18 protein-coding genes are annotated in these 18,443 nt (G+C 65.2%); 8 read left to right on the top strand and 10 right to left on the bottom strand.

Annotated elements, in window-relative coordinates; genetic code table 11:
* Nucleotides 1-32: 32 nt before the first annotated feature.
* The 5 genes from folK to BI327_RS19085 form a co-directional block, all read right to left on the bottom strand.
* Nucleotides 33-524, bottom strand: coding sequence for a 2-amino-4-hydroxy-6-hydroxymethyldihydropteridine diphosphokinase (gene folK / locus BI327_RS19105; RefSeq protein ID WP_076862354.1), 492 nt, complete (start codon nt 522-524; stop codon nt 33-35).
* 5 nt (nt 525-529) lie between these two features.
* Nucleotides 530-910: a dihydroneopterin aldolase gene (gene folB / locus BI327_RS19100; RefSeq protein ID WP_050403309.1), complete on the bottom strand. Its 381-nt coding sequence runs from the start codon at nt 908-910 to the stop codon at nt 530-532.
* Nucleotides 907-1,761, bottom strand: a complete 855-nt coding sequence (folP, locus tag BI327_RS19095; RefSeq protein ID WP_076863058.1) for a dihydropteroate synthase — start codon at nt 1,759-1,761, stop codon at nt 907-909. The genes folB and folP overlap by 4 nt, the downstream gene beginning before the upstream one ends.
* A 115-nt stretch (nt 1,762-1,876) precedes the next feature.
* The gene (locus tag BI327_RS19090; RefSeq protein ID WP_018270650.1) at nt 1,877-2,284 is read right to left on the bottom strand and encodes a DUF4332 domain-containing protein; all 408 of its coding nucleotides are present in this window, start codon (nt 2,282-2,284) and stop codon (nt 1,877-1,879) included.
* 56 nt (nt 2,285-2,340) lie between these two features.
* Complete coding sequence (locus tag BI327_RS19085) at nt 2,341-2,706, bottom strand: hypothetical protein (RefSeq protein WP_076862353.1); 366 nt, start codon at nt 2,704-2,706, stop codon at nt 2,341-2,343.
* A 356-nt stretch (nt 2,707-3,062) separates the two neighbouring features.
* On the opposite strand from BI327_RS19085, the gene BI327_RS19080 reads away from it, so the two are divergent.
* Together BI327_RS19080 and BI327_RS19075 are read left to right on the top strand one after the other, a co-directional pair.
* The gene (locus BI327_RS19080; protein WP_076862352.1) at nt 3,063-4,685 is read left to right on the top strand and encodes a helicase HerA-like domain-containing protein; all 1,623 of its coding nucleotides are present in this window, start codon (nt 3,063-3,065) and stop codon (nt 4,683-4,685) included.
* Nucleotides 4,686-4,778: 93 nt separating this feature from the next.
* On the top strand, nt 4,779-6,179 hold the full coding sequence (locus BI327_RS19075) for a M20/M25/M40 family metallo-hydrolase (RefSeq protein ID WP_076862351.1): 1,401 nt from the start codon (nt 4,779-4,781) through the stop codon (nt 6,177-6,179).
* A gap of 105 nt (nt 6,180-6,284) precedes the next feature.
* Here the strand turns inward: BI327_RS19075 and BI327_RS19070 are convergent, their stop codons facing one another.
* Both BI327_RS19070 and BI327_RS19065 read right to left on the bottom strand, forming a co-directional pair.
* The gene (locus tag BI327_RS19070) at nt 6,285-7,064 is read right to left on the bottom strand and encodes a class II aldolase/adducin family protein (RefSeq protein WP_076862350.1); all 780 of its coding nucleotides are present in this window, start codon (nt 7,062-7,064) and stop codon (nt 6,285-6,287) included.
* A gap of 169 nt (nt 7,065-7,233) precedes the next feature.
* Nucleotides 7,234-8,883, bottom strand: coding sequence for a glycosyltransferase family 39 protein (locus BI327_RS19065; RefSeq protein ID WP_076862349.1), 1,650 nt, complete (start codon nt 8,881-8,883; stop codon nt 7,234-7,236).
* A 336-nt stretch (nt 8,884-9,219) separates the two neighbouring features.
* Here BI327_RS19065 and BI327_RS19060 point away from each other — a divergent pair, with 336 nt between their 5' ends.
* Nucleotides 9,220-10,116, top strand: coding sequence for a hypothetical protein (locus BI327_RS19060; RefSeq protein WP_076862348.1), 897 nt, complete (start codon nt 9,220-9,222; stop codon nt 10,114-10,116).
* Between the two features lie 183 nt (nt 10,117-10,299).
* Nucleotides 10,300-10,713 carry a MucR family transcriptional regulator gene (locus tag BI327_RS19055; protein ID WP_076862347.1) on the top strand — a complete coding sequence of 138 codons (414 nt, stop codon included), beginning with the start codon at nt 10,300-10,302 and terminating at the stop codon, nt 10,711-10,713.
* Nucleotides 10,714-10,717: 4 nt separating this feature from the next.
* On the opposite strand, the gene BI327_RS19050 is transcribed toward BI327_RS19055, so the two are convergent.
* Nucleotides 10,718-11,149 carry a SufE family protein gene (locus BI327_RS19050; protein ID WP_076862346.1) on the bottom strand — a complete coding sequence of 144 codons (432 nt, stop codon included), beginning with the start codon at nt 11,147-11,149 and terminating at the stop codon, nt 10,718-10,720.
* A gap of 90 nt (nt 11,150-11,239) precedes the next feature.
* Nucleotides 11,240-11,620 (bottom strand): DUF5330 domain-containing protein, encoded by a 381-nt coding sequence (locus tag BI327_RS19045; protein ID WP_076863056.1) that lies wholly within the window; start codon nt 11,618-11,620, stop codon nt 11,240-11,242.
* Between the two features lie 434 nt (nt 11,621-12,054).
* Between BI327_RS19045 and BI327_RS19040 the strand changes: the two genes are divergently transcribed.
* The gene (locus BI327_RS19040; RefSeq protein ID WP_076862345.1) at nt 12,055-13,866 is read left to right on the top strand and encodes a PAS domain-containing sensor histidine kinase; all 1,812 of its coding nucleotides are present in this window, start codon (nt 12,055-12,057) and stop codon (nt 13,864-13,866) included.
* The gene (locus BI327_RS19035) at nt 13,859-14,605 is read left to right on the top strand and encodes a peptidoglycan-binding domain-containing protein (protein ID WP_245334874.1); all 747 of its coding nucleotides are present in this window, start codon (nt 13,859-13,861) and stop codon (nt 14,603-14,605) included. Before BI327_RS19040 ends, BI327_RS19035 begins: the two co-directional genes overlap by 8 nt.
* Before the next feature lie 142 nt (nt 14,606-14,747).
* Here BI327_RS19035 and BI327_RS19030 read toward each other — a convergent pair whose 3' ends face one another.
* Nucleotides 14,748-16,391, bottom strand: a complete 1,644-nt coding sequence (locus BI327_RS19030) for an ankyrin repeat domain-containing protein (protein ID WP_076862343.1) — start codon at nt 16,389-16,391, stop codon at nt 14,748-14,750.
* Between the two features lie 225 nt (nt 16,392-16,616).
* Between BI327_RS19030 and BI327_RS19025 the strand changes: the two genes are divergently transcribed.
* Nucleotides 16,617-16,961 (top strand): DUF1491 family protein, encoded by a 345-nt coding sequence (locus BI327_RS19025; RefSeq protein WP_076862342.1) that lies wholly within the window; start codon nt 16,617-16,619, stop codon nt 16,959-16,961.
* 375 nt (nt 16,962-17,336) lie between these two features.
* The gene (locus BI327_RS19020) at nt 17,337-18,443 is read left to right on the top strand and encodes an NADH:flavin oxidoreductase (RefSeq protein ID WP_076862341.1); all 1,107 of its coding nucleotides are present in this window, start codon (nt 17,337-17,339) and stop codon (nt 18,441-18,443) included.

Raw genomic sequence — 18,443 nt, 5'->3', positions numbered from 1 at the left:
CAAGCCAAACTTTTGTTTGCGGCCGTGCGGCTTTAATCGAGGTCCGCAAGACGGAAAATACCGTCGGTAGAGACCTTTGCCAGCGCATCCGCGACGCGGCGCCCGGCGATAACGCGGTCGGGAACGATCTCGGCCAGCGGCACCAGCACGAAGGCGCGTTCGAACAGGCGCGGGTGCGGCAGCGTCAGTTCCGGCTTGTCGAGTGTGACGTCGTCATAGGCGATCAGGTCGAGGTCGAGGGTGCGCGGCCCCCAGCGCTGCTCGCTGGCGCGGTCACGGCCGAATTTCTTCTCGATCTTGTGCAGCGTGAACAGCAGTGCATGCGGATCGAGGCTGGTGTCGATCTCGATACAGGCATTGACGAAGCTGTCCTGCTGCGCTTCGCCCCAGGGCGGGGTCGAATAATCCGACGAGCGCGCCACGAGCGCGGCCTGCGTCATGCCGCAGATATTGGCGATCGCCTTGCGAAACGTCGTGCGGACGTCGCCGACATTGCCGCCGAGTGCGATCAGGACGTCGGCCATCGAGGTTACCCGTGAGGCAGCGGATGGCGCGAGCGCGTCAGCACAACGCCGACATCGTCGAAGATCGCCGCGATCGGCGCATGCGGCTTGTGCACGGTGACCTTGACCGCCCTGACGCGCGGGAAGCTCGCCAGGATGTCCTCGGCCACCGCGCCGGCGGCGCGCTCGAGCAGCTTGTAGTTGGTGTTCTTGAATGCCGACGTCGCGGTCGCCACCACGTTGGAATAGGAGACCGTGTCGGAGAGGCGGTCGGTGCGCGAGGATTCCGAGAGGTCGGTGTAGAGCTCGAGGTCGATGACGAAGCGCTGTCCGACCTCGGTCTCATGTTCCATCACGCCATGACGGGCATGGATGACGATCCCGGTGATGAAGATCGTGTCGGTCATTGCTGTCCCTCGATTGCCGCGGCCACCCGCAGCGCCTGAACGGTTTCGGCGACGTCATGCGCGCGGATGATGCGGGCGCCCTTCTGCCCGGCGATCAGATGCGCCGCGAGCGAGCCGCCGATCCGCTGGTGCGGCTCCGACGGCACGATCGTACTGATGAAGCGCTTGCGCGAGGCGCCGACCAGCACCGGCAGGCCGAACACGTCGAGCTCGGCAAGCCGCGCCAGCGCGATCATGCTCTGCTCCGGGGTCTTGCCGAAGCCGATGCCGGGATCGAGCACGATCTTGTCGGGCGCAATCCCGGCGCTTGCCGCGATCGCGAGCGAGCGCTCGAAGAAGGCCGCGATGTCCTGCATGATGTCGATCGCAGGATCCGCGCTCTCGCGATTGTGCATGATGATGACCGGCACGCCGCGCGCGGCGACGAGCGGCGCCATGCCGGCATCACGTTGCAGGCCCCAGACGTCATTGGCGATGACAGCGCCCTGGTCGAGCGCCCAGGCCACGACCTCGGACTTCATGCTGTCGATCGAGACCGGCACGCCGAGCGCGATCACCTCGGCCAGCACCGGCTGCAGCCGCGCCAGTTCGGCCTCGGCCGTGACCGGCTCCGAGCCATAGGGGCGGGTCGATTCCGCGCCGATGTCGATGATGTCGGCGCCCTCAGCGACCAGCCTGCGGGCCTGCGCCAGCGCCTGTTCGGGCATGATGAACTGGCCGCCGTCGGAGAACGAATCCGGCGTCACGTTCAGGATGCCCATCACGGCCGGGTAGGGCCGCGACAGCAGCGCCGGCAGCACCGCGGATACGGCCGGGCCGGTCACCACAGATGCTATGGGCTTGGTTGCCATCATGCGGAGGCTTTGCGCTGACGGCCGCGGCAAGTCAAGGTGTCGCGGACGCGCGCGGCGCCGGCGGCGCCGGATGCCGTCAAGACAGGCTAATAGGTGATGCTAATAGGTGCAGCTAATAGGTGATCTTGGGAGGCAGCTTGCGTGCCTCTTCGATCAGCAGCTCGACCGACTTCTCCGACGGCATCACGCGGACGAGCTTCCGCCGCACATTGGCGTCCTTCATGCTCTGCGCCAGCCGCGACGGGTTGCGGTGCGCGAGCTCGCGGACCGTGGTGACGCCGGCGGCGCGGACCAGGCCGACCTTCGCCTTGCCCATCCCGGGAATCCGCATGTAGTCGGAGATGTTGGCCCATTCGAGCAGTTGTTGTTCGCTGATTCCGGTCTTGGCGGCGAGCGCCTTGCGTCCCTTGACGGTGCGGGCGGCTTCAAGCAGTGCGTCGGTCGTGCGGATACCCTGCGATTTCAGTTTGGTGGCGCAATAGGCGGACAGGCCTTCGATCTCGGAGAGGGGGTATGTCATGATACTCGTATGCAGGTAGAAGGGAGCGCACGTGCAAGGGCGTTGCGAGGGGTGCTTCAGGCAAACTGGCTGAGGCCCGGTGTCCCCGAGATGATCTCGCCCATTTGATCCGCTCCGATTTTGTCGCGACCGAACCTGAAAAGTTCACGCGCAACGTTCTGAATTTCACTCATGCTCAGTCCGAGCGCCATCAGCCGGGTGCCGACAGCCATCAGTCCGCCGCCCATCAACCGCGATAGACCACCGCTGTTGTTGGAGGCGGCGATAGCCGCTTCGGCGCCGGGGATTTGGTCGATCAGAGCCTGGACTTTGTCGGAAGGTCCCTCGTTACGGAGGAAACCCAGAACGATGCCGATGGTTTTTTCAGCGACAGCGCTATCGATGCCGGCCTTCGCGGCCAGCTGCCCAACCAACTCGTCCATCTTGCCCCGCCTCAACCGGACTTTGCCGGATCATTCTTGAGGATTTATCTTGAGCGCCTGTGTCACGAAATACAAGCGATCCGCGCATTTCAGTTCGTATTCTTTTTCAATCGCGCCGTGACTGTGGCCTCGCTGCAAGAGTGAGCGGCGGATTCACACCATCTTGTCGCAATGCGCAATGCCTTTCGTCACTTGGACGGGAATAAAGTATGAGGAACTGTTGGCGCGACATTATACGTCGGCACCCGTCAATAGTTTTAATCGACCTGCAAGATGCAATATGATGGCATCGGTTCGAACGATTGATGCCGGATTCGACGATCGAACCGATCTAATCTGCGCGAAGAGGCGAAGCGATGACGACCTCCGACAACAAGTCGGCCGATACCGACGAGAAAATTTTTATCGGCAAGGGCGAGGAGACCGCCTGGCTGACGCTGGCGCTGGCCAACCGGCATGGCCTCGTCACGGGCGCAACCGGAACCGGCAAGACCGTCTCGCTGCAAGTCATGGCCGAAGGATTTGCGCGCGCCGGCGTTCCGGTTTTCGCAGCCGACATCAAGGGCGATCTCTCCGGCATCTCCGAGGTCGGCGAGGCCAAAGACTTTATATTGAAGCGCGCCAAGGAAATGGGCTTGACCTTCCAGCCGGATCAGTTCTCGACCGTGTTCTGGGACGTGTTCGGCGAGCAGGGCCACCCGGTGCGTGCCACCGTCACCGAGATGGGGCCGTTGTTGCTGTCGCGGATGCTCGATCTGAATGATGTGCAGGAGGGCGTGCTCAACGTTGCCTTCCGTGTCGCCGATGAGAACGGCCTCACGCTGATCGACATGAAGGATCTGCGCGCCCTGCTGGATGCGATCGCGCCCGACGGCAGCAAGAAGGGGGCCGACGACGGCGATGATCCGCTGGCGCCGATCCGCAAGGCGGCACAGAGCTATGGCAACGTGTCGAAGGCGACGGTCGGAACGATCCAGCGTCAGCTCCTGGTGCTCGAGAACCAGGGCGGCGCGAAATTCTTCGGCGAGCCGGCGCTGACGCTGAAGGATTTCATGCGGACCGACCGTGACGGCCGCGGCATGGTTAATATCCTCGTCGCCGACAAGCTGATGCAGAGCCCGCGGCTTTACGCCACGTTCCTGCTCTGGATGCTCTCGGAACTGTTCGAGGAATTGCCGGAGGCCGGCGACCTGCCGAAGCCGAAGCTGGTGTTCTTCTTCGACGAGGCGCATCTGTTGTTCACCGATGCGCCGAAGGCGCTGATGGACAAGATCGAGCAGGTGGTGCGGCTGATCCGCTCCAAGGGCGTCGGCGTCTATTTCGTCACGCAGAATCCGATCGACGTGCCGGACAAGGTGCTGGCGCAGCTCGGCAACCGCGTGCAGCACGCGCTGCGCGCCTTCACGCCGCGCGACCAGAAGGCGGTTGCCGCTGCCGCGCAGACCTTCCGGCCCAATCCGAAGCTCGACACCGCGCGGGTGATCATGGAGCTCGCAAAGGGCGAGGCGCTGGTGTCGTTCCTCGAGGGCGGCGGCACGCCGTCGATGGTCGAGCGCATCATGGTGCGGCCGCCGTCGGCGCGGATCGGGCCGATCACGCCGGAGGAGCGCAAGGCGATCATGGATGCAAGCCCGGTGAAGGGAAAATACGACACTGCTATCGACGCTGAATCCGCCTACGAGATCATCCAGAAGCGGCTGTCGGGGGCGGCGGCGCCGGCTGACGGTGCGGGTGGCGGCGAGGGGGGCGGCATCCTCGGCCAGATCGGTTCGATCGCCGCGACGATCTTCGGCACCAATGTCAAGCGCGGCCGGCTCTCGACCGGGCAGGTGATCGCGCGCAACGTCACGCGCTCGGTGACCGACAAGGTGATCGGCGGCGTGGTCGCAGATCTCGGCAAGTCGGTCGGCGGTTCGGTCGGCGGCTCGATCGGCCGCGCGCTGGTACGCGGCGCGCTCGGCGGCATTCTGCGCAGGTAACATCGCGCGACGGTGGAGCGGGCAACCGGCTTTGCCTGCGGCGGCCGGCGCGCTACAAACTGGCGCAACGTCCAATGAAACAGGATATCCGCGATGTCCAACGCCAAGCTGCAGCCCGTCCTCGACCGCATCGATGCCGATTTCGACAACAGCCTGGAGCGGCTGTTCACGCTGCTGCGGATCAAGTCGATCTCGGCCGATCCGGCCTTCGCCAATGACTGCAAGGCAGCCGCCGATCATCTCGCCAAGGATATCGCGACCCTCGGCTTCAAGACCGAGGTGCGGCCGACCGCCGGCCATCCGGCCGTGGTCGGCAAATTGAACGGCTCGACCGATGGGCGCCCGCATGTGCTGTTCTACGGCCACTACGACGTGCAGCCGGTCGACCCCCTGAACCTCTGGCACCGTCCGCCGTTCGAGCCCGTGGTCACCGACCATGCCGACGGGCGCAAGATCATCGTCGCGCGCGGCGCCGAGGACGACAAGGGACAGTTGATGACCTTCGTCGAGGCGTGCCGCGCCTGGAAGAACGTGACGGGATCGCTGCCGGTCGACATCACCATCGTCATCGAGGGCGAGGAGGAGATCGGCTCGAAGAATTTCGTGCCGTTCCTCGAGGCGAACAAGGCCGAGCTCAAGGCCGACTTCGCACTGGTCTGCGATACCGGCATGTGGGACCCCAACACGCCGGCGATCACCACCTCGCTGCGCGGCCTGGTCTATGACGAGGTCAAGATCAAGGCCGCCAATCGCGACCTGCATTCGGGCGTGTTCGGCGGCGGCGCGCAGAACCCGATCCGCGTGCTGACCCGGATCCTCGGCGGCTTGCATGACGACAACGGCCACATCACCATCCCCGGTTTCTACGACGGCGTGAAGGATCTGCCGCCGGACATCCTGGCGCAGTGGAAGCAGCTCAATCTGACGCCGGAGAGCTTCCTCAAGCCGATCGGTCTTTCGGTGCCCGCGGGCGAGAAGGATCGGCTGCTGATCGAGCAGGTGTCCTCGCGCCCGACCTGCGACATCAACGGCATCATCGGCGGCTACACCGGCGAGGGCTCGAAGACGGTGATCGCGGCCGAGGCGTCGGCAAAGGTCTCGTTCCGCCTGGTCGAGGGACAGGATCCCGAGAAGATCCGCAACGCATTCCGCGACTATGTGAAGGCGCGCCTGCCGGCGGACTGCAACGCCGAGTTTACCGATCATTCCTCAGCGCCGGCAATCGCGCTCGACTGGAACATGAAGCCGCTGGCAGCCGCCCGCCGCGCGCTGACCGATGAATGGGGCAAGGAGGCGCTCCTGATCGGCTCCGGCGCCTCGATCCCGATCGTCGCCGATTTCAAGCGCACGCTCGGCCTCGACAGCGTGCTGGTCGGCTTCGGGCTCGACGACGACAATATCCATTCGCCGAACGAGAAGTACGATCTCAAGAGCTACCACAAGGGCATCCGCTCCTGGGCGCGCATTCTGGCCGCTTTCGCCGACGCCAAATAGAGCGAGACGCACCGAACGTAAAAACGCCGCCCGGAATTGGGCGGCGTTTTGATTCCGATAGTGCAGAGGGTGTTGGCAAGGAGCCTACCCCAAGTTTGTGAAATTTCAATCACGATAGCCGGGATTGACCCGGTCGAGCTTGCGCAGCAGCGGCGGCCAGACCAGCTGCGTCGAGCGCAACTCGGCACGGTCGGGGTTGGACAGCAGCTCGGTGTTCTTGTCGATCGCGAGCTGGTCGACCGGATAGGCGATCGGCCCGAGCGCGCGGGTTGCGACCTGCATCGAGCAGGCGCGCTCCAGATGGTACATCCGCTCGAAGGCGGAGGCGACCGAGCGGCCGACCGTCAGCGTGCCGTGATTGCGCAGCAGCATGTGGTTCTTGGCGCCGAGATCGCGCTGCAGGCGCGGGCGCTCGTCATGATCGAGCGCAATGCCTTCATAGTCGTGGTAGGCGAGATCGTGGGTGACGAGCTGCGCGGTCTGGTTCAGCGGCAGCAGCCCGTCGGGACCGCTCGACACCGCGGTGCCGTCGACCGTGTGCAGATGGAGCACGCAGCCGGCGTCCTCGCGCACCTCGTGGATCGCCGAATGAATGGTGAAGCCGGCCGGGTTGATGCTGTAGTCGCTCTGCGAGAGCTGGTTGCCGTCGAGGTCGACCTTGACCAGGCTCGACGCGGTGATCTCGTCGAACATCAGCCCGTAGGGGTTGATCAGGAAGTGATGCTCGGGGCCGGGCACGCGGGCCGAGATATGGGTGTCGACGAGATCGTCCCAGCCGTAGAGCGCGACCAGCCGGTAGCAGGCGGCGAGATTGATCCGCTGCTCCCATTCCGCCGCACTCATATTCGACGGCACTTCCTTCAGGCGCGCTTCTACTGGCGACATGGCCGATTCCTCCGTTGATGGCTGTTTCCTGCATCAAACCTAGCGCCGCCGCCCGAGCGCAGCAAGGCAGCGTAACGGCGTGACAGTCATGTCAGCATGCGACGGCTGGCCCACGATCGGGGAGATCATGCTCCGGAAGTGGGCAGGAGCGTAACGGACGTGCTTTACGTTACGGCGCCGGGATCGCCAGCAGGCTCGAGATGCTGCGGCCGCGGATGTCGTAGACGCGGGCGAACACGACGTCGTCGCGCTTGATCTCCACCATCACGGGCGCGGCCAGGCCCTTGCAGTAGAACTCGCCGAGCGTCATCGCGAAGTCGGCGGCATTGCTGTCCCAGCCGATCGTGAAGTCGGGCCCGAGCGCGACCTGCGCGGGACGCTGCGGTCCGCACACCGCAACCTTCCACTTGCGGTTCTGCGGCGGCACTTCCTGCCGCTCCGCCAGCTGCTCGCGCAGCCCGTCGGATGCCTGCTTCAGCGCCAGGCCCCAATAGTCCAGCATGAAGAAATTGTCGGCGGTCCGCACCGTGCCGGCGATGTGGTTGAAGTGCGTATACTGATACGGATGCAGGCGGATCATTTCGCTGAGCGGCAGCAGCAGGCCGAATGCGAACACCGCGAGCGCCGCAGGCTGCCAGGCGCGGCGGTTCTCGCCGAGCCAGTCCATGCCGCGCGCGAACGCGACGCCGGCGAGCACCGCCATCGGCGGGATCACGAAGATGAAGTGGCGGATGCCGTTGTAGAGCGCCGGCCGCTTCACCATTGCGATCACCAGCGGCAGCGTCGCCGCCAACGTCAGCATCAGCATGATCGACTTGCGCTTCGCGGCCACATCATTGCGCGACAGCGCCATGAAGGTGGCGATCACGGCCGCGATCAGCAGCACCAGCATGACTTCGGGAAGCTGCAACGCGAACAGCGTAGGCAGATAGGACCACGGCATGTCCGGCACCGACACCAGCGCGCCGTCGAACATCTCCTTCCACGGTTTCTCGAAGAAGTGCGAGAAGTAGGTCACCGCCTCCAGCGGATGCCCGGGCTCCATGATCGACCACGGCCAGATCAGGCCCATCACGAGATAGCCCAGCACGAGTCCCGGCAGCAGCACATAGACCACGTGGGCGAAGCGGTGGGTCGCCTCGCGCGGGCCCTGCGCGCGGAGTTCCTCGATCCAGAGCGGGATGAAGCCGATCACGGCGTAAATCAAGGCGAGCCCGCCGAGCACGCGGCAGCCGATCGACAGGCCGGCCCCCAAGCCCACGATCAGGATCGTGCGCGGCGAGGGCGCCGGATATTCCTCGATCAGGCGGACGAGGCCGAGGATCAGCACCACCATCGCCACGGCGAACGGCGCGTCCTTCGGGTTCATGAACATGTGGCCGTAGAAGATCGGGCACAGCGCCAGCAGCAAGAGCGCCGCCAGTCCCGCCAGCGGGCCACCGACGCGGCGCGCCAGGCGCCAGGTTACGGCAAGGCCGATGACGCCGACGATCGCGCCGAGCAGGCGGCGCGTCTCGAACAGTTCCAGCGGAATGACCTTGTGCAGCAGGGCCGCGGCCATATCGAAGCCGCCGCCGTACATATAGAGGTTCGCGAATGACAGCGCGCCGGTGTCCTTGAAGCCGGACTCGTACATGCGCAGCAGCAGGTCGGCATATTCAGCGTGGGTGTAGTCGTCCCAGCCCAGGCCGTAATCGCGGAATGTGAGCCCTGCGACCACGGCGACCACGCCGAGGACGAGGAAAGCGAGATCGTCGCAGGTCTTCTCCACGGAGCGCCGCGCAGGCGCCTCGATGGCAGACGTCGTAATCGATGACATAGCTAGTGATACCGGCGTGCCTGTGGCCCAGTTTGGCGCTTTAGGGCCTCATTCCCCGGCATCCATAGCGCAGTTCCGTTTCCGAGTAATTGGTAATTGTGGCGTAATTTCCCAGATGCGTTGCAATAAATTGGCAGCAATTCGTAGCCAGTGAATCTACGGGAGTCGCGCTGCGGTGCAGTCGATCCGGATCGCGATTCCGGTGCGCCGCCGCGGTTAAGCGGGATTTTAGGGAACTCTGTCTACAATTGGCGGTTGGCGGTGTGGGCAATATGACGGTATCGTGGCGTTGGCGGCCCGCGCCGATTTTCGGTTGGGTCTCCGGGGGTTAGTTCGATGAAGGTTGGTCTGTTGGTCGTCGGCGCGGGCCTGGTCGTGGTGGGCTTGGCGGCGGTTGCCCTTGGAATCCCCTACAAGGAATTCAGCGTCGGCGGCACGTTGATCACGACGGGCGTGACCGGCGTCTGCACCGGCGCGATTGTTCTGGCCCTTGCGGCCATCCTTCGCGAACTCCAGGCCATGGGCGCACGGCTCGACGCGGTGGTTGGCCTGGGTCTCCGGTCCGGAGCCTCGCCGTCTGCAACTTCTCCGCGCAACGGTCCCGACGATCCGGTGTTCCCGCCGCCGCCCGAGCCGAGGGTCGCGGCGCCGCCGCCACTGGCTCCAACGGCCCCGCCGTCCGCGCCCGCGGCGCCGCCGCCATGGCACGACGAGATCGCCCCACGCAGTGCCTCAGGCGAGGCGCCGCCGCCGATGCCCGGCGCAACGGCGACAGATGGCGACGCAGCGCCGCCGAAGCGGCGCAACCTGCTGTTTTCGTCCTCGCGGAAGGAGCGAGAGCGAAGCCAAGGGCGCACCGCCGAGCCGCTGACGCCGGATCTGTTGTCACCGGAACTGCGCCCGAGTCCGGGTGCCGCGGACGAACCGGCGCCGGCAACGTTCGACGATGCCTGGCCGAAGGCCGACCGGCCGCGATCGGTCGATGTCGCTCCACGGCGCACGCCCCGGCCGTCAACCTTCGGCGAGACCCAGTCCGCGGCCGCACAGCCGTCATCAGGCCATCCGCCGCCGCCGCAGGAGCAGCCCCCGGTGACCGTGCTCAAATCGGGCGTTGTCGACGGCATGGCCTATTCGCTCTATTCGGACGGATCGATCGAGGCGCAAATGCCGGAGGGCATGATGCGGTTTGCCTCGATCGACGAGCTCCGCTCGCATCTGGAGCAGCGGCCGTAGATCTACGGCAATACTTGCGAACCGGCGGCGCGAAGCCTAAAACAGGGCCGTTCTTGTCTGGCTTGCGGTAATCCGCTCATATTCGCGAAGTAGTAAGCGATTCTCTTAATGTATTGCCGGGCTCGGATACTGTCCGAACGGCCCGCAACGCCGCGCTGTCGAGCGCCCGGGGAAGGTTGAGCCATGTCCGATACGTCAGGCAAAACGCCGGTCGAGCTGACCGCCAACATCGTTTCGGCCTATCTCAGCAACAACCCGACGCCGGCCTCGGATATTCCGAACCTGATCAGCCAGGTCCATGCGGCCTTGCTGCGGGTGTCGAGCGGGCGCAATGACGCGCCGAGCGAGCCGGCCAAGCCTGCGGTGTCGATGAAGAAGTCGATCACGCCGGAATATCTGGTGTGTCTCGAGGACGGCAAGCGCTTCAAGTCGCTCAAGCGCCATCTGCGCACCCAGTACAACATGACGCCGGAGCAGTATCGCGACAAATGGGGACTGCCCGCCGACTATCCGATGGTGGCGCCGAACTATGCGGTGGCGCGATCGCAACTCGCCAAGAAGATGGGACTGGGCCAGCAGGCGCGGAAGCGGAAGTAATACCTCACGCGGCGGACGCCAGCGCCTCGCGCGCATCGTTGCGGATGCGATCGACCATCGAGCGCAGGCCGTTGGAGCGCTGCGGCGTCAGATGGTCGCGGAAGCCGAATTCGTCGAACAGCGCGAGCGCGTCGGTGTCGAGGATCTGCTTCGGCGTATGCCCGGAAAACAGCGTCAGCACGATCGCGACCAGGCCGCGCACGATGTGGGCGTCGCTGTCGCCGATATAGATCAGGCGCGGTTCGCCATTGGCATCGCGCTCGATCCGCTTCGACAGCCAGACCTGGCTGACACAGCCCTGCACCTTGTTCTCGGCCGAGTGCTCCGCCTCCGACAACGGCTCGAGGGTGCGGCCGAGCTCGATGACATAGCGGTAACGGTCATCCCACTCGTCCAGCAGCGAAAAATTGTCCCTGATTTCGTCGATCGTCGTCATCGTGGTCCGCGTCCTATCCTTAACGGCTTATATAGGAAGGCGGGCCGCGAAAGCGACGAAAATGGAACCGGTTCCGCAGCTAATTTCCTCTCACGGCGTCGGCGGCAGGCGGAAGTCGATCGATTGATCGTCCGCCGTCAGCGTGTCGCGGGACGCGCTGGCGAGGCCGGTATCGTCGTTGCCGATCGAGCCGGTGTGGTCCGGCGGCTTCTTGTCGGTGATGATCTGGTAGAGCTTGCGGGCGCCATCGGTCGCGCGCTGCCCGATCGCTGTCGCGGCCTGGCCACCGACTTCGCAGGCGGACGGCTGGCGCTTGCAGAACTGACCCATGTCGTTGATCGTCGCGGTCGCGGCCGACACCGCGTCGGACGCGCTGATCTGCGGCGTCTTGTCCGCTTCAGGTGTTTTGTCTCTCGGCAGCAGCACGAGCACAAGCCCGAGCCAGAATGCCAAACGGAGCAGGAAGAACATGGCGCGATCCCGGTCGTCTATCTTGTCTTTTGCTTCTTGCGCGGTCGATGCCGCTCTTGCCCTCACGGTTAGCATCGGTCGATAAATCGGAAGTATGTGCATTGAAGTAAATCCGCCGAAAAATCGCGGAAAATCCGCCTGAATTGATTCGCCGTAAATTTTCGATTGATGGCCGTTGACCGGCGCCGGATGCTCTCCGCGAGCCGCATCCACCATTTCGAAACCATAGATTGTCGCATCCGGAAACCAGCCGTTCACCATCCCGGGCAAATGACCGGTGAATGGCAGCGTCGAAGCCTCGCCAATGCACGGTGTTTGGCAGCAGGCCGCCCAGCCTTAGCGTTCGCTTAAGTTCGCTCTGACACGTTGACCTGCAATCACCAAGGAGGCGTTCCGGCGCGTCTGTCTGACGATCGAGCCGAAGCGCGAGTGCTGTGAGTAGTTTGAGTCTGATCCGCGATTGCCTGGATGCGCTGCTGCATCCGTCGGCGCAATATGATGCCCTGACGCGTGCGCGCCATCGTGCCTTCATGGCACCGCGGCTGCTCGGCAGCCTGGCGGCGCTGGCTTCGTTCCCGGCTTTCCTGGCTATGCGTGGCGCGCCGACGGCGATCGAGGTCGCGGCATTCGCCTGGCTGATCGCACCGATCCTGCTGTCCTGGTTCCTGTCGCGCACCGGCCGCTATGAGGGCGCGCATGTGCTGTCGTCGCTGGCGCTCGCCGGCCTCGTGATGATGATTGCGGCGTCGACCGGCGGCATCGCATCGTTCGCTGCCGTTTGGCTCGTCGTGATTCCGATCGAGGCGGCGCTGTCGGCGTCGCGGCGCGTGGTCGCCTTTGCGTTCGCGCTGGCGATGATCTGCGCGGCGCTGCTGAGCGTGCTCGGCCATTATCACGTGCTGCCGGGGGTCGATCCCGCGGTTGCGTCGAACGCCACGCTGGTCGGCTTCGGCGTGGTGTCGGCGATCTTCTATGCGGCGGGGCTCGCCTTTGGCGCGGAGTCACTCGCACGCACCAGCGTGGCGCTGCTCTATGTCGAGGAAGAGCGCTACCGCCTGCTCGCCCATAACATGAGCGACGTGCTGTCGCGACACAGCCGCAACGGCGCGGTGCGCTTCATTTCGCCCGCGGTCGAGATCATGCTCGGCGTGCCGGCGGCGCGGCTGTTGGGCCACGGCCTGTTCGACCGCGTTCATGTCGCCGATCGCCCGGCCTATCTCACCGCACTGTCGGACGCCGCGCGCGGCGAGTCCCGCAGCGTCGAGTTCCGGGTGCGGCGCGATGCCGCGCGCGGCGAGGCCGGCGCGGAATTCATCTGGGCCGAGATGCGCTGCCGTCCGCTCGATCAGAGCGCGGCAGATGCGGAAGTCGTGGCCGTGATCCGCGACGTGACTGATCGCAAGGTGCAGGAGCAGGCGCTCGAACAGGCGCGCAACGTCGCCGAGCAGGCCGATGCGTCGAAGACGCGCTTCCTCGCCACCATGAGCCACGAGCTGCGCACCCCGCTCAACGCTATCATCGGCTTCTCCGAGATGATCGCGCAGGAAGACGTGCTCGGGCTCGATGCGGCCCGCCGCAAGGAATACGCCCAGCTCATCAACGATTCCGGCCAGCATCTGCTGTCGGTGGTAAACGGCATCCTCGACATGTCGAAGATGGAGTCCGGCAATTTCGAGATTTCGCCGGAGCCGTTTGCGCCACGGCCGGCGCTGCTCAATTGCTGCAATCTGGTGGCGTTGAAAGCGCGCGAGAGCGGCGTTGATCTCGTCACCCGCGTGCCCGACGACCTGCCGATCGTGAATGGCGATCCGCGCGCATTCAAGCAGATCGTGCTCAATCTCGTCTCCAACGCCATCAAGTTCACCGAGCGCGGCGGCAAAGTGACCGTGTCCGCCGGCGTCGAGGGATCGCGGCTCATACTGCGGGTCTCGGACACCGGCGTCGGCATCGCCGCCGACGACCTCAAGCGGATCGGCGACCCGTTCTTCCAGGCCGGCAAGACCTATCAACGCCGCCACGAGGGCACCGGCCTCGGCCTGTCGATCGTGAAGGGACTGGTTGGCCTGCACAACGGCGACATGAATGTGGAGAGCAAGGTCGGCGAGGGCACCATCGTGTCGGTCGCACTGCCGCTGGCGTTCACCCCGCCGGCCGCCGTCGAACCATCAAGCAATGTCTCGACCCTGAAGCCCGCGCTGCGGTCTGGATTACAAGAGCAAACCCATCAGGTGAAGAAGAGTGCCTAGACAGACTTTGGATGATGACGAAACGCCGCGCCGTCGCCGCGGCGCCAAGGCGGCGGCAATCGCGGTCGAGGAAGAGCGTGGCCTCGTCCTGCGCGTGCTGCTGCACAGTCCGAAGGATCTGCTCGCAGGCGTGCTGGCGACCTCTGCCATCGTTGCGATCCTGATCAATGCGCTGTTCCTGCAGGCCGGCCGTCATCCGTCGCCGATGTTCGGCGGTTCGGTGGTGACGCTGCCGCCGCCGGCCCCGGCTGCCGCGGCCGCCAGCCCGATGCCGCGCCCGCGCCCGGCCGAGGCGGCTGCCCGGTCGGTGGAGCCCGCTGCCATGGAGCCGTCCCGGCCGGTCGATGTGAAGCCGGTGGAGACGAAACCGGCCGAGACCCGATCCGTTGAAGCCAAACCGGCGGAGCCCAGGGGCGAAGCAAAGCCGGTCGATCCGATGGCCAACCTGGTGCTGAAGTCGACCGCCGCGCCGCCGGCCGCGGCACCGTCGAACGTCGTTCGTCCGCCGGCGCCGATCCCGACCGCGCATCTGAGCCCGGCCGGCAAGCGCATCGCCGCGGTCCAGCGGACGCTGACCGAATATGGCTACGGCCAGCTCAAGCCGACCGGCACGATCGGTTCGGACACCCAGACCGCGATCGCGAAATTCGAGCGCGCACGCAAGCTGCCGGTGACCGGACAGATGTCCGATCGACTGGTGCACGAACTCAGCACGATGATCGGGCATTCGATCGATTAGGCTCAGCTCCTCAGAGAATTTGAAGCTATCAACCTCGTCATTGCGAGGAGCGATAGCGACGAAGCAATCCATCTCCGCATTTGCCGCGCAATGGATTGCTTCGCTTCGCTCGCAATGACGGGATGGATAGAAATACAGCCTCTCACACAGCGTTGCCCAGCAGAATGTCCCTGACCTCGTCGGAGAACAGCTTCCTGCGGCCGGCCAGCAGCACCCATTCCGGATCGTCGCGATCCGGTATAGCGCGCGGCATGCCGTGATCGAGCAGGGCCTGCGCGCAGCCCACCCAATCGCCACCGCTGACCGGCTCATTGCAGGAGGCCCATGACAGGCTTCCGGAGGCGTTGTCGCCGAAGCCGTGCTGCTCGGTCCAGTCAGCGCCGTGCTCGAGCAGGAAACGTGTCAGCCCGGCATTGCCGCGGAACACCGCATGATTGAGTGCCGACGCATCCCAGTCGCCGCCGCGCACCGTGATGGGCCAGCCGAGCTCGACCATCAGCCGCACCGCATCGTCGCCGCCGGCCGCGGCGAGCTCGGGAAGCAATCGCAATTGCTGTGCTGAGAGCGAGCCCGGAAGATCGGGCCTCCCGGCCTGGATTCGCCGCGCCTCGCGCGCGTCGCCGCTGCTGCACGCCGCGACGAACCGTTCGTCATCGGCCAGCGTCTGGTCGCCGCTGCGCTCGCGCAGCAGTGCGGCGACCTCGGTCAAACCGAACTGCAATGCATACCGGTAGGCGCTTAGTCCGTCCGGTGTCGTGATGCGCGGGTCCGCGCCGGCGTCGAGCAGTGTCGCGATGCACGTCAGCGACCGCCGCCTCCGGATCGCCCACATCAGCGGCGAGCCGGAATCCGTCAGCGGCGCATTGCGCGCGGGTTCGTTTGGATCGCCGCCGTGCCGCAGCAGCAATTCGAGCGCCGCCACGTTCTCGTCGTCGAGCACCTTGTACATCGCGTTGGTGCCGGCGATCCGCGCGCCGTGCTCGAGCAGGACGCCCGTCGTCACAGAGCCTTCGAGCGAGTGATACAGCGATTCATTGTCATCCGGATTGGCGCCCGCTTCGAGCAACAGTTTTGTCAGCTCGAGATCGTGGTTACGCCCGGCGGCGCCATACAGGGCCGACAGCGGATTGCTGTCATCGGGCGCGTCCAGCGATCCCGGCGGCCAGCGGCTGCTGATGTGCTGATTGGGATCGGCGCCGGCCTGTAACAGCAGACGCGCACAGCGGTGCAGCCGCGTCTGGAATTCCGGAATCTCCAGCAGGCTGGAATGCGTCACCGCCACCAGCGGCGGCAACTTTAACGGACCGCCGGAACGGTTTACCCATGTGGAATCATTGGCTGCCGTGCGACGTATCGTCTCCTCATCGCCAACGGCGCAGGCGAGATAGGGATCATCGGCGACAAGGCCGGGATCCTCGGTGAGCATCCGCACCGCTACGCGCGGATGGGCGCGATCGGTGGTGCCGGCGACGTCAGCGGCGTAGACCAGCTGCAGCCATCGTTGCACGCGATCGGCCTTGCTTTTGCCGGGAGGCAGTTGCGCCTCGACATAGCGCCGCAGGTCGGGCCACGAGGCGAAGCCGAGATCGCGCGCCACGCAGGACTGCGCATCGTGCAGCTTCAGTTCAAGTGCGGCGATTTGAGCGTCGCTGCGCCCGGCCGCAGCCGGCAGCGCCTGCCGGAAACGGGCGTAGGCCTCAGGCGCCTGTCGCCGGTAAAGGCGAATGAGCTCCTTGGCCTGCTTCTTCAGATGTTCGAGATTCAATCGCGCGGGCGATCGGTTCATGGCAACCTCCGTGCATCATCGCCGATGGTCCACAAAACCGGCTGCACAAAGGCTTGGTTGGCCGCGTATTCGGTGCAAGTGGGTTCAACCCTTCCCGTGGACCCGGGCGCGGCTTGCACCGCAGATGCAAGGATATGGGCGACAGTTGTGCCGGTCAACCCGCCGCCGCGTGACGACATCTGTGACAATTGGACGTGGCCGCGCCGCTGGCCTATAGGTCGGCGCATGCGATTGAAAACAAGCATATGGGTCGCGGCGTATCTGCGCCGCTGCCAGACCGAAGGCGTGTTCGGCGCAGTCCGCAAGAAGGGCGCCGAAGAAGCCGGTGCGGTGTTCGTCAAGGTGGCGCTGATGGACGGCAATGCGATGCTGTATGCGCCCGCGCCACAGACGGTCTATGACGACAGCCGTCCGGTCGAGCGGCTGTTCGTGCCGACCGCGCCGCAGCCGGTGTCCGAGCCGTCGGTCGAGGAGCGGTTGACCAAGGAGCTGCGCTTCGATCCCGATGCCTGGATCGTCGAGACCGAGGACCGCGCCGGGCGGCATTTTCTCGATCTGGCGAAGGCTTAGGCGCAGCCTCGGCTGCCGGGGAAGCCGGCGCATTTGATGGCCGCTTGCTCCACAGCGGCGGCGCAAATCCCGACATCCAGCGACTTCGCGCTCGGACCAGATCCGGACACGACCGCCAAGCCCCTCGGGACCGCGCGACGTGGCTAAGCGCAAGCTGCGGTCGATCGGAGTGGTGCGCCGATGCACAGCCGTTGTCGAGCATTGCGCAATCCCGTTCGGCAGTCCGCGACGCTAGGTACCCTGCCAAGGGCCGAGGCGGTGAGCGCATCCGCGTAATGCCGCCAGCCTCGACGCACGAGATAACCAAACCAGCGAAGCGCCTGACGACGGCCTGCATCAATGCACTCGACTGTCTCTCGCGCCCCGGAACATCCCATGTCCAGCCTTGACGTCCTGTTCAGATCCTACCGCCTGAACGCCCTCGACCTGCCGAACCGCGTCGTGATGGCTCCGATGACGCGGTCCAAGTCTCCGGGCGGCGTGCCCACCGCCGAGGTCGCCGCCTATTATCGCCGCCGCGCAGAGAGCGGCGTCGGTCTCATCATCACGGAGGCAACAGGGGTCGGTCGTCCGGCTGCGCTCAACGAGCCGGATATGCCCCGCTTCCATGGTGAGACGGCGCTCGCCGGCTGGAAGAAGGTGGTGGACGAAGTGCACGCGGCAGGTGGACGCATCGCGCCGCAGCTGGTTCATGTGGGGCATAAGCCCTCGAACGCGGCACCGGACTGGACACCGCCGGCGCCCTATGAAAGTCCCTCGGGCCTTTCAGTGACAGGCGAGCGCGTCAATCAGCCGATGAGCGAGGCCGACGTGGCCGACATCATCGACGCGTTCGCGAAGGCAGCAATGGATGCCGAGCGGCTCGGCTTCGACGGCATAGAGCTGATGGGGGCGCACGGCTATCTCATCAATCAGTTCTTCTACGACCATCTCAACTTGCGCGACGACGAATACGGTGGCTCGACGCTCGTCGAGCGTTCTCGCTTCGTGATCGAGATTCTGAACGCAATCCGGTCGGTGGTGACCTCGGGCTTCCCGGTGATTCTCCGCCTCTCGCAATGGAAGCCGAAAGACTTCAGTGCACGGTTGGCCGCGACGCCGAAGGCGCTGGAACAATGGCTTTCCGTCCTTGTCGACGCTGGAGCGGATGCCTTCCACCTCTCGCAGCCGAAGTTCTGGCAGCCCGCCTTCCCCGAGATCGATCGGGAGCTGAACCTTGCCGGCTGGGCCAAGAAGCTCACCGGGGTCACCGCGATAACCGTTGGCGCCGTCAGCCTGTCCGGCGACGTCTACGCATCCTTGGCGGGCGAGAGCGCCCAATCCACGCCGCTGGATGGACTGCTCATGCGGCTGGAACGCGGCGAGTTCGACCTGGTCGCGGTCGGACGCGCGTTGCTGCAGGATGCCGCCTGGCTTGAGAAAATACGGCAAGGTCGCGAGATCGCCGAGTTCACGCCGGCTGCGTTCGCCACCCTGAGTTAA

Source organism: Bradyrhizobium mercantei, assembly GCF_001982635.1.
Classification (GTDB): Bacteria; Pseudomonadota; Alphaproteobacteria; order Rhizobiales; family Xanthobacteraceae; genus Bradyrhizobium; species Bradyrhizobium mercantei.
The sequence above is the reverse complement of the archived record's forward strand: the minus strand, read 5'-3'. Positions and strand labels throughout refer to the sequence as shown.